The organism is Sphingomonas sp. STIS6.2, assembly GCF_000732685.2.
Taxonomy (GTDB): Bacteria; Pseudomonadota; Alphaproteobacteria; order Sphingomonadales; family Sphingomonadaceae; genus Sphingomonas; species Sphingomonas aerolata.
Window position 1 is genome coordinate 597,557 of record NZ_JPDP02000159.1, and the last position, 17,033, is coordinate 614,589.

A 17,033-nucleotide genomic window follows, 5' to 3' on the forward strand; every position below is an offset into this window, starting at 1 on the left:
TCGGTGTAACGGATCAGATGTCGGCCAGTTCGGCGACGAAGTCATAGGCGTCGCCGCGGTAATAGGAGCGCGTGAATTCAGCCGCGCGTCCGTCGCGCAGGAAGCCGCGGCGTTCGATCAGCAGCCCGGCATGACCGGCATCGACCCCCAGCATCCGCGCATGCTCGCCCCCGAACGGCACCGCCCGCAGCCGCTGCAATGCGCGCACCGGTCGGCTCCCCGCCGCTTCGAGCGCGGCATAGAGCGAGTCCGTCACGCCATCGACCGAGGTCAGGCAATAGCCCGCGATGGTCGAGAATTCGAGCGCCATCGCCTCCTCGTCGGCATAGCGGATGCGGTTGAAGCGGAACACCGGCGCCCCCGGCGACAGGCCGAGCGCCATCGCCTCTTCGGGGTTCACCTGGCCCGCCGATCGCGAGATCCAGGTGCTGCTCGATGTCCGGCCGCGTGCCGCCATGTCCTCGCTGAACGACGACAGTTTCGAGAAGCTCTTTTCGACGCGGCCGGCGACGAACGTGCCTGCACCCCGGCGCCGCGTCAGCAGTCCTTCCTCGACGAGCCCGCCGATCGCCTTGCGCACGGTGATGCGCGAGACGTCATATTCGATCGCCAGATCGCGTTCGGCGGGGATCGCATTGCCCTGGACGAGCAGCTTCTCGCCGATCGCGTTGCGGATCAGATCCTGCAACTGAAGATAGAGCGGCGACGGATTGCCCTTGCGAAAGCGTCCGATATCATCGGAAAACGCCATGTACCCCCCTTTGACTGGCAGCCCGAAGCGCGCCACACCCTGTCCTGGCGCGGGAGGATAGCCAAAGCACAGCCGCGCGGCAACCAGACCGGCGCCAAGGATTATATTGGTATTTCCGTCCAAAACGGGTCGATGCGACCAGATCGGCTGAAACACTGGCAAACTTTGCGGCGACTCGGGACCTGCTTTCGGGACGCCGCCCAATCAACGGCTTGTGTCTGGACCTATATTGGTTACATTCCCCGACCAGCGGCCGTGAGGAGCCGGTTACCGGGAGCAGAAATCATGCGGTCAAACGCACCCCCCCGTTTCGGATGCGCGCTCATCGCGACCGGCATGATGCTCGGCACCACCGGCGTGGCCGATGCGCAGGACCGCCTGCCGCTCGTCCCGCAACCCGCAGCGATGACGCGCGGGACCGGCGCCGTGACGATCGCGGCGGGCAGCACGGTGTCCGCCGATCCCGGCGATGCCGGCACCACCGCCGCCGCCCGTCTGCTCCTCGCCCATGTGAAGACCGAACGCGGCCTGACGCTGGCAACCGGCGCGCGCGGCGTGATCCGCATCGATCGCGACGCGGCGATCAAGGGCGCGGAAGCCTATCGTCTGACGGTCGATGCGTCCGGCGTGCGGATCGCGGCGTCGGGCGATGCCGGGCTCGTCTATGGCGCGATGACGCTGGCGCAGCTGATCAGCCCCGATCGCGCCTTCGGCCAGCCCGTCCGGATCCCAGCGGTCACGATCGACGATGCCCCCCGCTTCGGTTGGCGCGGGCTGATGATCGACACCGCACGGCATTTCCAGTCGCTGCCCTCGCTCTATGCGATCGTCGACCAGATGGCGTCGGTGAAGCTCAACACGCTCCATCTCCACCTCACCGACGATCAGGGCTGGCGGTTCGAGGTCAAGGCCTATCCCCGGCTGACCGCGATCGGCAGCGTCCGGACGTCCCCCTCGACCGGCGAGGCGCCTGGCACGGAGGTCGGCGGCTTCTACACGCAGGACGAGCTGCGCAAGCTCGTCGCCTATGCAACCGAGCGCGGCATCGTCATCGTCCCCGAGATCGACCTGCCCGGCCACGCCCAGGCGCTCGTCGCCGCGTATCCCGACCTCGGCGTCCTTGGCGACACGCCGAAGGTCAGCAGCGACTGGGGCGTGAACCCCTATCTCTTCAATCCCGGCCCCAAGGGCATCGCCTTCGTCAAGACGGTGCTCGACGAGATCATGGCGGTCTTCCCCGGCACCTATGTCCATCTCGGCGGCGACGAGGCGGTCAAGGATCAGTGGGAACGCAGTCCCGAAGTCCAGGCGCAGATGGTAAAGCTCGGGATCAAGGACGAGAACGGGCTGCAGAGCTGGATGATCGACCAGTTCGGCGAATATCTTGCCAGCAAGGGCCGCCGCCTGATCGGCTGGGACGAAATCCTCGAAGGCGGCCTCCCCGCCTCCGCATCGGTGATGTCGTGGCGTGGCGAGAAGGGCGCGGTCGAGGCCGCGAACCAGAACCACGACGTCGTCCTTTCGCCTGCACCGACGCTCTACCTCAACAGCCTGCAAAGCGATCGCAACGACGAACCGCCGGGGCGGATCGACATCCAGTCGCTCGAGACCGTGTACAACTATGAGCCGATGCCCGCGGGGATCCCCGCCGACAAGGCGCATCACGTGCTCGGTGCACAGGGCAATCTGTGGAGCGAATATATCGTCACGCCCTATCAGATGCAGCATCTGATCTTCCCACGCGCCGCCGCGCTCGCCGAGATCACCTGGTCGGGCAAGGACAAGCGCGACTTCGGCAGTTTCCTTGAGCGGGTCCAGCCGCAGATCGGCCGCTGGCGCACCTCCGGCATGCAGGTCGCGGACAGCGCGTTCGCAGTCGGCTATACGCTCGCCGGCACACGCGGCGATGCGTTGCGCACCAAAAACGCCAAGGTCTCGCTGGCGACGCAGGCGCCCTATGGCACGATCCGCTACACACTCGACGGCAAGGCCCCCGGCCCGCGGTCGCCCGCCTATACGGCGCCGCTGTCGATCAAAGCCGGGGTCAAAATCCGCGCCGCCGCGTTTGACGCCGCCGGCCAGCAGATCGCCGAGCCACGCCTGTTCGATACCGGCCGTCAGGCACTGCTGACGCGCACTGCCTCCGACATGGTCGCCTGTCCCAAGGGATCGCTCGCGCTACGCGTGCCGCTGACGCCCGAGGCGCAGGCAAATGCACCGGTCTACAATATCGACCTGTTCGACCTGTGCACCGCCTATCCCGCCGCGCCGATGGATATCGCCAAGGGCTTCACGATCGATATCGCACGACTGCCGCGTCATTATGCGCTCGCGCATGAAGATACCAAGCTGCGCCGGCACTATAACGTCACCCCGCACGGCGAGTTGATCGTGCTCGTCGGCTGCACAGTGGCGGGTGCCAAGCCCGTCGTCGCCGGCACCTTCCCGCTCCCCGATCCGGCAACTGCCGCCACCCGGTTCAGCGTCAAGGGCCGCCTGCCCGCGCTGACCGGCGACCGCGACATTTGCCTGCAATTCACCTCCCCAACGTCCGATCCCTATTATGCGGTCGAGCGGATGCAACTCACGGAGACACGCTGATGCGTCGCTGGTTCCTACTCCCTCTCCTCGCACTCGCCTCGCCCGCGATCTCGGCCCCGAAGACGGTGGTCACGCTCGACCGCGACTGGCAGGTCCGGATCGATCCGACCGACACGAGCGCGGTCGCCGCGCACAAGCGCGAGGCGAAATGGCTCGCGGCCACCGTGCCGGGATCGGTCCAGCAGGACCTGATCTCCGCGCGCCGCGTCCCCGATCCCTACAAGGGCATGAACGAGGCGGCGATCCAGTGGGCCGGGCTGACCCGGTGGCAGTTCCGCCGCGTGCTCGACGTCACGCCGGCGATGCTCGCGCGCGACCATCTCGATCTCGTATTCGACGGTCTCGACACCTTTGCGACCGTCACCGTCAACGGCACGACGCTGCTGAAGACCGACAACGCGCACCGTCGCTGGCGGGTGGACGCGAAATCGGCGTTGAAGGCTGGCCGCAACGAGGTTCTGGTGACGATCGCCTCGCCGATCCGCACACTCCAGCCGATGGTGCTCGCCGAGAAGCATCCGCTTCCCGGCGAATATGACAGCGCGTTCGGCGACGAGCCCAAGGGCAAGCAGACCTCGCCTTATATTCGCAAACCCAAATATCATTACAGCTGGGACTGGGGTCCCCGGATCGTCAATATCGGCATCTGGCGTCCGGTCCGTCTCGAAATCTGGGACGAGGCGCGGATCGAGACGTTCCGGGTCGAGCAGGAGGATCTGAGCGACGCCGAGGCGCGGATCGCGGCGAAGCTCGACATCGTCGCCGACACGCCCGGTCGCACGACCGTGCGCGCCGTAGTCACAGGGCCCGACGGCAAGACCGTCACGGTCGACCGCAGCGTCACGCTCGCCGCCGGGAGCAACAGCGTTTCGCTCCCGCTGACGATCGCCGCGCCGCAGCGCTGGCAGCCGATCGGCTATGGCGCGCAGCCGCTCTATACCGTCACCGCCTCGCTCGCCGGCGCGCAAGCGACCGCAGAGGACAGCGTCACGCGGCGGATCGGCCTGCGCACGGTCGAACTGATCCGCAAGGACGGCAGCTTCGGCTTCAAGGTCAACGGCACGCCGATCTTCGCCAAGGGCGCGAACCTCATCCCGTTCGACATGTTCCCGTCGCGCGTCACCCCCGCCTATATGCAGACGATCCTGAAGGGTGCGGCGGACGCCAACATGAACATGATCCGCGTCTGGGGCGGCGGCTATTATCTCGACGACGCGTTCTACGACTTGGCCGACCGCATGGGGCTGATGGTGTGGCAGGACTTCATGTTCGGCGGCAGCGTCACGCCGCCCGATGCCGCGTTCCGCGAGAATGTCCGGATCGAGGCCGAGCAGCAGGTCGCCCGGATCGGCTCGCATCCCTCGGTCGTGATCTGGGCCGGCGGCAACGAAGTGCTGTCGGGCTGGGAGAACTGGTCCGATCGCAAGGCGTTCAAGAAGGCGGTCGGCGCGGACGAGCAGGAGCGGATCGGCGCGGGCATGGCCGTGCTGTTCGACCGCGTGCTGCGCCAGGCGGTGACGAAATATTCGCCCGGCACGCCTTATTGGCCGGGGTCCCCCTCGACCGATTATGAGGGCCCGACCGACACCGACAAGAATGGCGATCGCCATTTCTGGGATGTCTGGTCCGGATCGAAACCGGTCGAGCGCTATCTCGACAGCTGCCCGCGCTTCATGTCCGAATATGGCTTCCAGGCGATGCCGGACCTCGCGACGATCCGCGCCTTCGCGGGCAAGGACCCGCTTGCCGCCGACACCCCGGTGATGAAGGCCCATCAGAAGTTCCTCGCCGGCGAGGGCAATGAGCGGCTGCTGATGTATCTGCGCGATCGCCTGCGCCCGGCGAAGGATTTCGCCGATCTCGTCTATCTGACGCAGGTCAACCAGGCTGAGGCGATCCGCATCGCCGCGCTGCATCACCGTGCTTGCCGCCCGGTGACGATGGGTTCGCTCTACTGGCAGCTGAACGACGTCTGGCCCTCGATCAGCTGGGCGAGCATCGATCATGACGGCCAGTGGAAGTTGCTCAACTATGCCGCGCGGCGCTTCTTCGCACCCCAGGCAATCGCCGCGGAGCACAAGGATGGCGCGACGCGGATCTCGCTGATCTCCGACGCGACCACGCCGATCGCCGCGCGCTGGCGGGTGCGCGCAATGGACATGGCGGGCACCGTGCTGAACGATACCACCACACCCGCGACGCTGCCGCCGCTCTCGTCGACGCTCGCCGCGACGCTCCCCGACGCGACGCTTTTCGGCAGTGCCGCGCCGGGGGCCAGCTATGCGGTCGCCGAACTGATCGTCGGCGACACGGTCGCCAGCCGTGCGATCATCGAACGCGCGCTGCCCAAGGACATGGCCTATCCCGATCCGGGCCTGAGCGTCACCTGGTCGGGCTCGACCGCAACGATCACCGCCAGCCGCTTTGCCCGCGCGGTCATGCTCGATTTCGGCGACGTGGCGGCGCAGCCCGCCGATGACGGGTTCGATCTTCTGCCGGGCGAGACGCGGACCGTCGCCGTTGCGTCGGACGCGTCGCCTGCCACACTGCGCAAAGCGCTCACCTTGAGGACCCTTGCCCGATGATCTGGCTCCTGCTCGCCTCCGCCGATCCCGTCGCCACCGCGGTCGCCACCATGTCGATGGAAGAAAAGGCCGCACAGCTGCAGAGCACCGCGCCCGCCGATGCGAAGCTCGGCCTGCCCGCCTATGACTGGTGGAACGAGGGGCTGCACGGTCTCGCGCGCAACGGTCATGCGACCGTGTTCCCGCAGGCGATCGGCATGGCCGCGACCTGGGATCCGGCACTCGTCCGCAAGATCGGCGACGTCGTCGCGACCGAAGCACGCGCGCGCTTCAATGCAAAGCCCGCCAATGCCGATCGCCGCATCTATGAGGGGCTGACGATCTGGTCGCCCAACATCAACATCTTCCGCGATCCGCGCTGGGGGCGCGGGCAGGAAACCTATGGCGAGGACCCGTATCTGACCGGGCGGCTCGGCGTCGCCTTCATCGGCGGCCTCCAGGGCCCCGACCCGCTCCACCCCAAGGTCGTCGCCACGCCGAAGCATTTCGCGGTGCACAGCGGCCCCGAGGCCGGGCGCGACAGTTTCGACGTCGACCCCAGCCCGCAGGATCTGGAAGCTACCTACCTGCCCGCCTTCCGCCAGGCGGTGACCGAGGGCAAGGCGCTCTCGCTGATGTGCGCGTACAACTCGATCCACGGCGTTCCGGCCTGCGCGTCGTCGCCGCTGATGGTCGACCGGCTGCGGCGCGACTGGGGCTTTACCGGCTTCACCGTCTCGGATTGCGACGCGGTCGGCAATATAAGCACCTATCACCACTACCGGCTCGACACACCCGGCGCAGCGGCAGCGGCAATCAGGGGCGGCACCGATCTCAATTGCGGCACCGCCTATGCCGGCCTCCCCGCCGCAGTTCGCCAGGGCCTGGTGAGCGAGGCCGAGGTCGACACCGCGCTGACGCGCGCCTTCCGCGCCCGCCGCGCGCTGGGCATCGCGTTCGGCGCCGACAGCCCGTGGAGCAAGATCGGCACCGATCAGGTCGACACCCCCGCGCACCGTGCGCTCGCGCTCGAGGCGGCGCGCAAGTCGATCGTGGTGCTCAAGAACGATGCCAGCCGCCTGCCGCTCAAATCGGGCAGCCGGATCGCGGTGATCGGCACCAATGCTGACGATATCGGCGTTCTTCAGGGCAATTACCACGGCACCGCCGTCGCCCCGGTCACCCCGCTCGACGGTATCCGCAAGCAGTTCGGCGCCACCAATGTCCGCTATGCACAGGGCTCGGTGCTCGCCGACGGCGCGCCGGTGGTGGTGCCCGAAACCGTCTTCCCACAGGGTCTGAAGGCGGAGTATTTCGCAGGTACCGGGACGACCAGCGGCACGCCGGTGCTGACGCGGACCGAACGCCGCATCGATGCGGACCTCAACCGCGTCAGTCCGGCGCCCGGGCTTGGCCGCAGCTTTGGCGTCCGCTGGTCGGGTGTCTTCACCCCGCCCGCCGCGGGTGACTATACGCTGGTGATCGACGTCCCGGCGTGCTGGAAAGACTGTTCGGTCCATGACGTTGCACGCCTCTGGATCGGCGACCGCCAGCTCACCGCCGGCGAGATCAAGAAGGGCCGCGTCGAGATCCCGGTCTCCAGCGACGGCAAACCCGCCGTCTTCCGCCTCGAACTCGATCACCGCAGCGACGACGAGGGTATCCGCCTGCTCTGGACGCCGCCCGCCGCGCCGATGCTCGCCGCCGCTGTCGCCGCCGCGAACGCTTCAGACGTCGTCGTCGCGGTGATGGGCCTGTCGCCCGATCTCGAGGGCGAGGCGCTGTCGGTCAGCGTACCCGGCTTCGTCGGCGGCGACCGCACCGACATCGGGCTTCCGCTCGCGCAACAGGCGCTGCTCAAAGCACTGCGCGCGACCGGCAAACCCGTCATCCTCGTCCTGACCAGCGGCAGCGCGGTGACGGTCGATCCGTCGCTCGCCGACGCGATCCTGACCGCCTGGTATCCGGGCCAGGCCGGCGGCACCGCGATCGCCGAGACGCTCGCGGGGCTCAACAACCCTTCGGGTCGCCTCCCCGTCACCGTCTACAAGTCCGCCAGCGACCTGCCCGCCTTCATCGACTATACGATGAAGGAGCGCACCTATCGCTACTTCACCGGCAAGCCGCTCTGGGGCTTCGGCCACGGGCTGAGCTATACCAGTTTCGGCTATGCCGCGGCAAAACCCAGCCTCACCGTCGCGGCCGGCCAGCCTCTCACGCTCGCGGCGAAGGTCTCGAACACCGGCGCGCGCGCGGGCGAAGAGGTCGTTCAGGCCTATCTCGTCCCGACCGCGACCACCGGCGGCGGAGCGACCACCGCGGTGCTCCAGCGCCAGCTCGTCGGCTTCGACCGCGTCGCGCTCAAACCCGGCCAGTCGCGCACCGTCTCGTTCGCGCTCGATCCCCGCTCGATGAGCAGCGTCGCGCGCGACGGCACGCGGACGATCCAGCCCGGCGCCTATCGCCTCTATGTCGGCGGCGGCCAGCCCGGCGACGGCGAGGGGCAATGGACCGACCTGACGATCACCGGCGCAGCGGTGGGGCTGCCCAAATGATCGATCGCCGTTCGTTGATCGCCGGCGGGCTCGCGCTCGTCGGCACCCCTGCCTTTGCCGCCCGCCCGAACCTGCCCTCCAAGCGCCCCGCCGTCGCCGACCGTCTGTTCAAGAGCCGGGCGGTGGAACGCGAGATCGCCCGCGTCTCGGCCCGGATCGCCGATCCGAAGCTGCGCTGGATGTTCGGCAACTGCTATCCCAACACGCTCGACACGACCGTGCGGATGTCGACAATCGCGGGCGCGCCCGATGCCTTCGTCATCACCGGCGACATTCCCTGCCTGTGGCTACGCGACAGCTCGGCGCAGCTCCGCCCCTATCTCCACCTCGTCCGCAACGATCCCGCGCTGCGCACCGTGTTCCGCGGGTTGATCGCCCGCCAGTCGCGGTCGATCCTGCTCGATCCCTATGCCAACGCATTTCTCGAGGATCCCGCCGGGAAGACCGAGCTGAGCTGGGCGTTGCACGACCAGACCGAGATGAAACCGGGTGTTGCCGAGCGCAAATGGGAGATCGACTCACTCTGCTACCCGATGCGTCTCGCTTATGGCTATTGGCAGGCGACGCGCGACGCGACCCCGTTCGACGCGACCTGGGCGGAGGCAGCACGCGCCAGCCTGCGCACCTATCGCGAGCAGCAGCGCAAGGATGGCCGCGGACCCTATAGCTTCCTGCGCGCCTCGAACCGCAATACCGAGACGATGGCGCTCGAGGGCTGGGGCAATCCCGCCAAGCCGAACGGCCTGATCCAGTGCGGCTTTCGTCCGTCCGACGATGCCTGCCTCTATCCCTATCTGATCCCGGCCAATCACTTCGCGGTGACGACGCTGCGCGAACTGGCCGTCGTCGCGAAGGAGGCGCGCAACGATACCGCGCTCGCCGCCGATGCCACCGCGCTCGCGGCCGAGGTCGAGACCGCGCTCAACGCGCATGGCAAGATGCGGCTGCGCGACGGCCGCGAAGTCTGGGCCTATGAGGTCGACGGGTTCGGCAACGCGGTCTTCATGGACGACGCCAACGTACCGTCGCTGTCCGCGCTCGCCTATATGGGCTGCGTTCCCGCCACCGACCCGCTGTGGCGCCGCACCTCCGACGCGGCATGGAGCGACGCCAATCCCTATTTCTTCAAGGGCACCAAGGCCGAGGGGATCGGCGGCCCGCATGTCGGGCTCGGCCAGATCTGGCCGATGTCGCTGATCATCCGCGCGCTTGCCGGTGCCGACGATGCGACCGTCCGCACCTGCCTCAGGATGCTGCGCGACACCGATGCCGACACCGGCTTCATGCACGAGGCGTTCGACAAGGACGATCCCACCAAGTTCACGCGCAGCTGGTTCGCCTGGACGAACGGACTGTTCGGGGAACTGCTCGTCCATCTTGCCGATACCCGCCCCGCGCTGCTGGCGGCGCCGTTATGAGGCTCACGCGACGCGCGTTGCTCGGCTCGACCGGTGCGCTGGCGCTGACCGGCGCGATGCCGGCCTTTGCCGGCCGGTCGCGCGCGGTGCCCGATCTGTGGATCGGGACCGGCGGCGACGGCCATACCTATCCCGGCGCGACCGTGCCGTTCGGCATGGTCCAGGTCAGTCCCGACACGGATACGGAGAACTGGGCGAACTGCTCGGGCTATCATCACGGTGATCCGTCGATCATGGGCTTTTCGCACACGCATCTGACGGGCACCGGCATCGCCGACATGATGGACGTGCTCGTCGTGCCTGCCCGCGGCCCGGTCAAGCTGCGCCCCGGCGCACCCGACAAGCCCGGCGAAGGCTATCGCCAGACCTATGCACAGGAGAGTGCCGAGCCCGGTTATTATGCCTGCACGCTCGGCAACGGCGTTCGCTCCGAACTCACCGCCGAAGCGCGCGTCGGCTGGCAGCGGCACCGCTTTCCCGCCGGCCCCGGGCATCTCCTGATCGACCTCGGCAATTACCGCGACAGCCGCCCGGGCGAAGGCCCGCTGATCGACGACAGCCGGATCGAGCTCGAATCGGACGGCATCCTGATCGGCAGCCGCCGCACCTTCCGCTGGGCCAAGGGGCGCCGCATCCACTTCGCGATGCAGGTCTCGCGCAAGCCGGACCGGATCACGCTCCATGCGGGCGACCAAGTCGTCAACGGCGCGATCGCGACCGCCGACCGCGTGCGCGCGGTATTGCACTACGACGATGCGGGCTCCGCCCCGATCGTCGTGCGGACCGCGGTCTCCGCGGTCGACATGGCGGGCGCACGGACCAACCTCGCCGCCTCGGCCTCACGCGACTTCGATGCGGCGCGGCGTCAGGCGATCGGCGACTGGGCCGACGCCCTCAAGACCGTGAAGATCGACGGTGGCAGCGACGACCAGCGCGTCGTCATGGCGACTGCGCTCTATCATGCGATGCTCGCGCCGACGCTGTTTTCGGATGTCGACGACCGCTATGTCGGGCTCGACCGGCTGGTCCACAGCGTGCCCAAGGGCGAACAGGCCTACAGCACCTATTCGACCTGGGACACCTACCGGACGCTCCACCCGCTACTGACGCTGGTCGCGCCCGATCGCGCGCGGTCGCTCGTCCGCGACCTGGTCCGCCAGACGCAGCAAAGCGCCTATGGCCCGCCTTGCTGGCCGCTCCAGGGGGTCGAGACCGGCACGATGATCGGCTGGCATTCGGTCGCGATCATGGCGGAGGCCTCGGCCAAGGGCATCGACGCGGACTATGCAGCCGCCTGGCCCGCGATCCGCACGCGCGCGTTCGACGCCAAGGCGCCCGACCTCGTCAACAGCCGCGCGCGCGGCACCTATATCGCGCGGGGCTATCTGCCCGCCGATCAGGTCGACGAGTCGGTCAGCCGGACGCAGGAATATGCCTATGACGACTGGGCGATGGCCGCCCTCGCCGCGAAGGCCGGGGCGACCGACGACGCCGCCCGCCTGCGCGAACGCAGCCGGAACTATCGCAACGTGCTCAACCCGGCGATCGGCCTTGCGCGGCCCAAGCTCGCCGATGGCAGCTGGCTGACGCCCTATGACCCGATCCAGCTCGGCCACATCAAGCGCTACCACGACTACACCGAAGCCAATGGCTGGCAGACGACCTTCCTCAACCAGCATGACCTCTACGGACAGATCGCGCATTTCGGTGGCGATGCGAAGTTCGCCGCGCGCCTCGACGCGCTGTTTGCCGCGCCCTCGACGCTGCCCAGGGACGCGCCGCCCGACATATCGGGGCTGATCGGCCAATATGCGCACGGCAACGAACCCGATCAGCACGTGCCCTATCTCTACGCTTATGTCGGCCAGCCCTGGAAGACGCAGGCGCTGGTCCGCAAGATCCTGACGACGATGTACAAGCGCGCGCCCGACGGGATCATCGGCAATGACGATTGCGGCCAGATGAGCGCCTGGTTCGTGATGTCAGCGCTCGGCCTCTACCCGGTCGATCCGGTCGCTGCGGTCTATGTGTTCGGCTCGCCGCTCTTTACACGCGCCGAACTCAAGGTCGGGGGCAAGCGCAAGGTCGTGATCGAGGCGCCGGGCAACCGCATCGATACGCCCTATGTCACCGCGGTCACCTGGAACGGCAAGCCCTGGACGAAAAGCTGGATCGCGCATGCCGACCTCGTCGCCGGCGGTACGCTGCGCTTCACCATGTCCGCCACCCCCGATCCGGCGTTCGGCGCGAAGCTCGCTGACCGCCCCCCCTCGTTCGGGCGCCCCGCCGCCTGAATTCCCATGGAGACGATGATGACCGAAGTTTCCCGCCGCCTCCTGCTCGCCTCGGGCCTGGCCGCAACCGCGACACCCGCGCTCGCCGCGAGCCGCACGCCCGCACCCCGCCCCTGGGGCGCGACGCCGTCGAAGCGCCAGCTCGCCTGGCATGCGCGCGAGCAATATGCCTTTGTCCATTTCTCGATCAACACGTTCACCGATCGCGAATGGGGCTATGGCGACGAGGATCCCAAGCTCTTTAACCCGACCGATTTCGACCCCGACCAGATCGTCGCGGCGGCCAAGGCAGGCGGCATGCGCGGCATCATCCTGACCGCCAAGCATCATGACGGCTTCTGCCTGTGGCCGACGATGCTGACCGAGCATTGCATCCGCAACAGCCCCTACAAGAACGGCAAGGGCGATGTCGTCGGCGAGATGGAGCGCGCGACCAGGCGGGCCGGGCTCGATTTCGGGCTGTACCTCTCGCCCTGGGATCGCAATCACGCGGAATATGGCCGCCCGGCCTATGTCGACTATTTCCGCAAGCAGGTGGTTGAGCTCTGTACGCGCTATGGAACGCTGTTCGAATTCTGGTTCGACGGCGCCAATGGCGGCGACGGCTATTATGGCGGTGCGCGCGACACGCGGAAGATCGATGCGCCGAAATACTACAACTGGCCGTCGATCGTCGCGCTGGTCCATCAACATCAGCCGATGGCCTGCACCTTCGATCCGCTCGGCGCCGACGTGCGCTGGGTCGGCAATGAGGACGGGGTCGCGGGTGATCCCTGCTGGCCGACCATGCCGAACCATCCCTATGTCCAGAGCGAGGGCAATTCGGGCGTGCGGGGTGCGCCGCTCTGGTGGCCGGCCGAGACCGACGTCTCGATCCGCCCGGGCTGGTTCTATCACGCCGACGAGGATGCGAAGGTCAAGACGCCCGCGCGGCTGGTAAAGCTGTACGACGAGTCGGTCGGTCGCGGCACCAACCTCAACCTCAACCTGCCACCCGACCGGCGCGGCCGCCTCGCCGATATCGACGTCGCCGTGCTGAAGTCGTTCGGCACCGCGCAGGCCGCCACCTTCGCGCGCGACCTCGCTCAGGGTGCGGTCGCGACCGCCAGCCAGAGCCGCGGCCCCGGCTTCACGCCGGCAAACGTTCTCGACGGTCGCGCCGACAGCTATTGGTCGACCGCCGACGGGATCACGACTCCCAGTCTCGTGCTCGACCTTCCCCCCGGCCGAACTTTCGACCTTATCCGCCTGCGCGAATATCTCCCGCTCGGACTGCGCGTGACGCGGTTTGCGGTCGATGCCGAAGTGGACGGCCGGTGGCGTGAACTGGCGCAGCACGCCTGCATCGGCGCGCAGCGGATCATCCGCCTGCCCGCACCGGTCACGGCCCGCCGCCTGCGTCTGCGAATCCTCGAGGCCCCCGCCTGTCCCGCGATCCGCGAGATCGCGCTCTTCCGCCAGGTCGCGCCCGCCGCGGTCGCCACCGTCGTCGCATCCGACCCTAGCATCGTCGCCACGACGCGCTGGTCGATCGCCGCCGCCTCCGCCCCCGGCGCACAGGCACTGCTCGACAACGATACCGCGACGAGCTGGGCGCTGCCCGCCCCCAAACCCGGCGCCCCCGCCTCGGTGACGATCAACCTCGGCGCGACCGAGACGCTTGCCGGGTTCAGCCTGACGCCGTCGCGCGCGGTGATGGCAGACACCGCACCGCCAAAGGGCTACCGGATCGAGACGAGCACCGACGGCACCAACTGGCAAGAGGCCGGCAAGGGCGAACTGCCCAACATCGCCTATGCGCTCGCGACTCAGCGCATTGCCTTTGCGAGCCCGGTCACCGCCCGTCTGCTCCGCCTCAGCTTTGCCGAGACCGCGGTTCCTGCCCGTCGCCTCGCAATTGCCGGGATCGGCGCGTTCCGGCCGCGCAGCGGGTGACGCAATGATACGGTCTGTCCCACGCGTGCAATAAATCGCGCGCATACCCCAGGTCGGATGCGGTGCCGCCACGGCGCCGGTTCGGCCGGGGACACGCCATGACAGCGATCGAAACCAGTACAGTGCCGATGACCACAATCGCAGGGGCCGCCATGGACGGTGCCGAGGTCGCGCCGGTGATACGATCGGCCTGGCTCGCACCAGGTTTCTACCTCGCATTCCTGTTCGGTGCGCTGTTCCTGTTCGCGATCGGCCTGCTTCTGCTCTGGCGGTCGGCGAAAAAACTCCGGCGATTCCGGGCACCTGCTGGAAACGGACTCGGTTCGGCGTGGTCCGGGCAACATCCGTCGCCCACGACCTGATCCCCTAACATGAAGCAGGCCGATTCCTTGCCGCCTGCATGGACCCGGTCTGGTGGATCGCACGTTGAGCCCCCGAACTTCGTCCTCGACAGCAAGGATCCGCAATGAGCGACATCGAACAGCGCAACCCCGGCAACGGTGGTGAGACGCATCAGCAGGCAGGCGGCGACGTCCCCGTCCTGACCACCAATCACGGCGTGCCCGTGTCCGACAACCAGAACAGCCTGAAATCCGGCGCGCGTGGTCCCACGCTGCTCGAGGATTTCGTGCTGCGCGAGAAGATCTTCCACTTCGATCACGAGCGTATCCCCGAGCGGATCGTCCACGCGCGCGGAACGGGTGCGCACGGCTATTTCGAAGCGACCGACGATATCTCCGATCTGACCAAGGCGGCGGTGTTCAAGAAGGGTACGAAGACCGAACTCTTCACGCGCTTCTCGACGGTCGCCGGCGGCGCCGGCTCGGTCGACACCCCGCGCGACGTGCGCGGCTTCGCGGTCAAGTTCTACACAACCGAGGGCAATTGGGATCTCGTTGGCAACAACATCCCGGTGTTCTTCATCCAGGACGCGATCAAGTTCCCCGACCTGATCCATTCGGTGAAGATGGAGGCCGATCGTGCCTATCCGCAGGCGGGTTCGGCGCACGACACCTTCTGGGACTGGGCGTCGCTGACCCCGGAATCGACGCACATGCAGATGTGGGCGATGTCTGACCGCACCCTGCCGCGTTCGCTGCGGATGATGGAAGGCTTCGGCGTCCACACGTTCCAGCTCGTGAACGAGGAAGGCAAGTCGAGCTTCGTCAAGTTCCACTGGAAGCCCAAGCTCGGTCTCCAGTCGACGATCTGGGACGAGACGCTCAAGCTCCAGGCCGCGGACAACGACTATCATCGTCGCGACCTGTGGGAAGCGATCGACACCGGCGACTTCCCCGAATGGGAGCTCGGCATCCAGGTGTTCGACAAAGCGTTCGCCGAGGCGCAGCCTTATGACGTGCTCGATTCGACCAAGCTGATCCCCGAGGAGGACGTTCCCGTCCGGATCATCGGCCGGATGGTGCTGGACCGCAATGTCGACAACTTCTTCGCAGAGACCGAGCAGGTCGCGTTCCTGCCGACCAACATCGTCCCCGGTATCGATTTCTCGAACGATCCGCTGCTTCAGGGCCGTTTGTTCAGCTATCTCGACACGCAGAAGTCGCGTCTCGGCACGACCAACTTCCATCAGATCCCGGTCAACGCACCGCGCAGCCCCGCTGGCAATTTCCAGCGTGACGGCATGATGCAGACCAGGGTGCCCAAGGGTCGTGCCAATTACGAGCCGAACAGCCTGTCGGTTGTCGGCGAAGACGGCGGCCCGCGCGAATCGCCGAACGGCTTCGTGACAACCACCAACCCGACCGGTGCGGACGAGCAGGGCGAGAAGCTGCGGATGCGCGCCGAACTGTTCGGTGACCATTACAGCCAGGCGCGGCTGTTCTGGGTGTCGGCGACCGACAATGAGAAGGCGCATATCGCGTCGGCGTTCACCTTCGAGCTGTCGAAGGTTGGTCTCGCGCATGTTCAGGAGCGCACCGTCGCCAATCTGCGCAACGTGAACGAGGAACTGGCGACGCGCGTTGCCGATGGTCTCGGCATCCCCCTTCCGGCGGCCAATCCGGCGTTCCGTGCGCCGGTCGACATGCCACCGAGCCCGGCACTGTCGATCCAGAAGAACATGAAGGAGACGCTCGAGGGCCGTCAGGTCGGGATCCTGATCGCCGACGGGTCGGATGGCGCGGAGATCGACGCGGTCGTCGCGGCGGTCGAGGGTGCAGGCGGCAAGCCAGTTCTGGTCGCGCCCAAGGTCGGTGGCGCGAAGCTCGCCGATGGCAGCATGAAGAAGGCACAGGGCCAGCTTGCGGGCAGCCCGTCGCAGATCTTCGACGCGGTGGCGGTCGTCCTGTCGGCCGACGGGTGCAAGATGCTCCTGAAGGAAGGCGCGGCGGTCCAGTGGGTCATGGATGCGTTCGGTCATCTGAAGGCGATCGGCGCCAGCGATGCGGCCAAGCCGCTTCTCGACAAGGCCGGCGTAGAGCCCGATGCGGGTGTGGTGGCGCTGGCCGACATCGCGACCGCGGGTGCGAAGCGCTATTGGGATCGTGAACCCGGCGTCCGCACGCTCGCCTGATCGGTGGTAGAATGAGACCACGCCGTTCGCGCGTGGTTTCATTCGTCCAACAGAAGAACGGCCGCCCCGCACATCTTGTGCGGGGCGGCCGTTTCGCGTCTGGCCCAGCTGTACGCGTGGACGGTCTAGGAGCGAACGAGTTCGGCGATCTCGAACGCGTGCGATCGCCAACCGCGCTGGATCGACGCCTCCTCGGCCGCGACGCGCTTCTTTTTCGCCTCAGCCAATGACTTGCTGTGCCCCCAGAACACTTCGGTCTTGCCGTTGGCGAGCACCGCGACGATCCTCCAGTAATGCGTGAACGCCGTCGCCGTGGGCCCGATCGTCTTCACATAGCCATCGGGCAGCGTCGCGGTGAGATAATGCTTCCGGGCCAAGTGCG

At 67.3% G+C, this 17,033-nt stretch carries 10 protein-coding genes; 8 read left to right on the plus strand and 2 right to left on the minus strand.

Annotation, left to right across the window (positions count from 1 at the left end; translation table 11 throughout):
- Nucleotides 1–13: 13 nt before the first annotated feature.
- Nucleotides 14–751: a GntR family transcriptional regulator gene (locus tag sphst_RS17510; protein ID WP_031396151.1), complete on the minus strand. Its 738-nt coding sequence runs from the start codon at nucleotides 749–751 to the stop codon at nucleotides 14–16.
- Nucleotides 752–1,036: 285 nt separating this feature from the next.
- Here sphst_RS17510 and sphst_RS17515 point away from each other — a divergent pair, with 285 nt between their 5' ends.
- The 8 genes from sphst_RS17515 to sphst_RS17550 all read left to right on the plus strand — a co-directional run bounded on the left by sphst_RS17515 (nucleotide 1,037) and on the right by sphst_RS17550 (nucleotide 16,651).
- Nucleotides 1,037–3,352, plus strand: coding sequence for a beta-N-acetylhexosaminidase (locus sphst_RS17515; RefSeq protein WP_107045897.1), 2,316 nt, complete (start codon nucleotides 1,037–1,039; stop codon nucleotides 3,350–3,352).
- On the plus strand, nucleotides 3,352–5,937 hold the full coding sequence (locus sphst_RS17520) for a beta-mannosidase (protein ID WP_107045898.1): 2,586 nt from the start codon (nucleotides 3,352–3,354) through the stop codon (nucleotides 5,935–5,937). The genes sphst_RS17515 and sphst_RS17520 overlap by 1 nt, the downstream gene beginning before the upstream one ends.
- A complete protein-coding gene (locus sphst_RS17525; protein ID WP_107045899.1) occupies nucleotides 5,934–8,471 on the plus strand; it encodes a glycoside hydrolase family 3 C-terminal domain-containing protein in 2,538 nt (845 codons plus the stop codon). The genes sphst_RS17520 and sphst_RS17525 overlap by 4 nt, the downstream gene beginning before the upstream one ends.
- Nucleotides 8,468–9,889, plus strand: coding sequence for a glycoside hydrolase family 125 protein (locus sphst_RS17530; protein ID WP_107045900.1), 1,422 nt, complete (start codon nucleotides 8,468–8,470; stop codon nucleotides 9,887–9,889). The genes sphst_RS17525 and sphst_RS17530 overlap by 4 nt, the downstream gene beginning before the upstream one ends.
- The gene (locus tag sphst_RS17535; RefSeq protein ID WP_031395751.1) at nucleotides 9,886–12,183 is read left to right on the plus strand and encodes a GH92 family glycosyl hydrolase; all 2,298 of its coding nucleotides are present in this window, start codon (nucleotides 9,886–9,888) and stop codon (nucleotides 12,181–12,183) included. The genes sphst_RS17530 and sphst_RS17535 overlap by 4 nt, the downstream gene beginning before the upstream one ends.
- 18 nt (nucleotides 12,184–12,201) lie before the next feature.
- Complete coding sequence (locus sphst_RS17540) at nucleotides 12,202–14,118, plus strand: alpha-L-fucosidase (RefSeq protein WP_107045949.1); 1,917 nt, start codon at nucleotides 12,202–12,204, stop codon at nucleotides 14,116–14,118.
- A 98-nt stretch (nucleotides 14,119–14,216) separates the two neighbouring features.
- On the plus strand, nucleotides 14,217–14,480 hold the full coding sequence (locus tag sphst_RS17545) for a hypothetical protein (RefSeq protein ID WP_156360406.1): 264 nt from the start codon (nucleotides 14,217–14,219) through the stop codon (nucleotides 14,478–14,480).
- Nucleotides 14,481–14,584: 104 nt separating this feature from the next.
- Nucleotides 14,585–16,651 (plus strand): catalase, encoded by a 2,067-nt coding sequence (locus sphst_RS17550; protein WP_031392838.1) that lies wholly within the window; start codon nucleotides 14,585–14,587, stop codon nucleotides 16,649–16,651.
- Nucleotides 16,652–16,776: 125 nt separating this feature from the next.
- Here the strand turns inward: sphst_RS17550 and sphst_RS17555 are convergent, their stop codons facing one another.
- Nucleotides 16,777–17,028 (minus strand): hypothetical protein, encoded by a 252-nt coding sequence (locus tag sphst_RS17555; RefSeq protein ID WP_031392837.1) that lies wholly within the window; start codon nucleotides 17,026–17,028, stop codon nucleotides 16,777–16,779.
- Nucleotides 17,029–17,033: the final 5 nt, after the last annotated feature.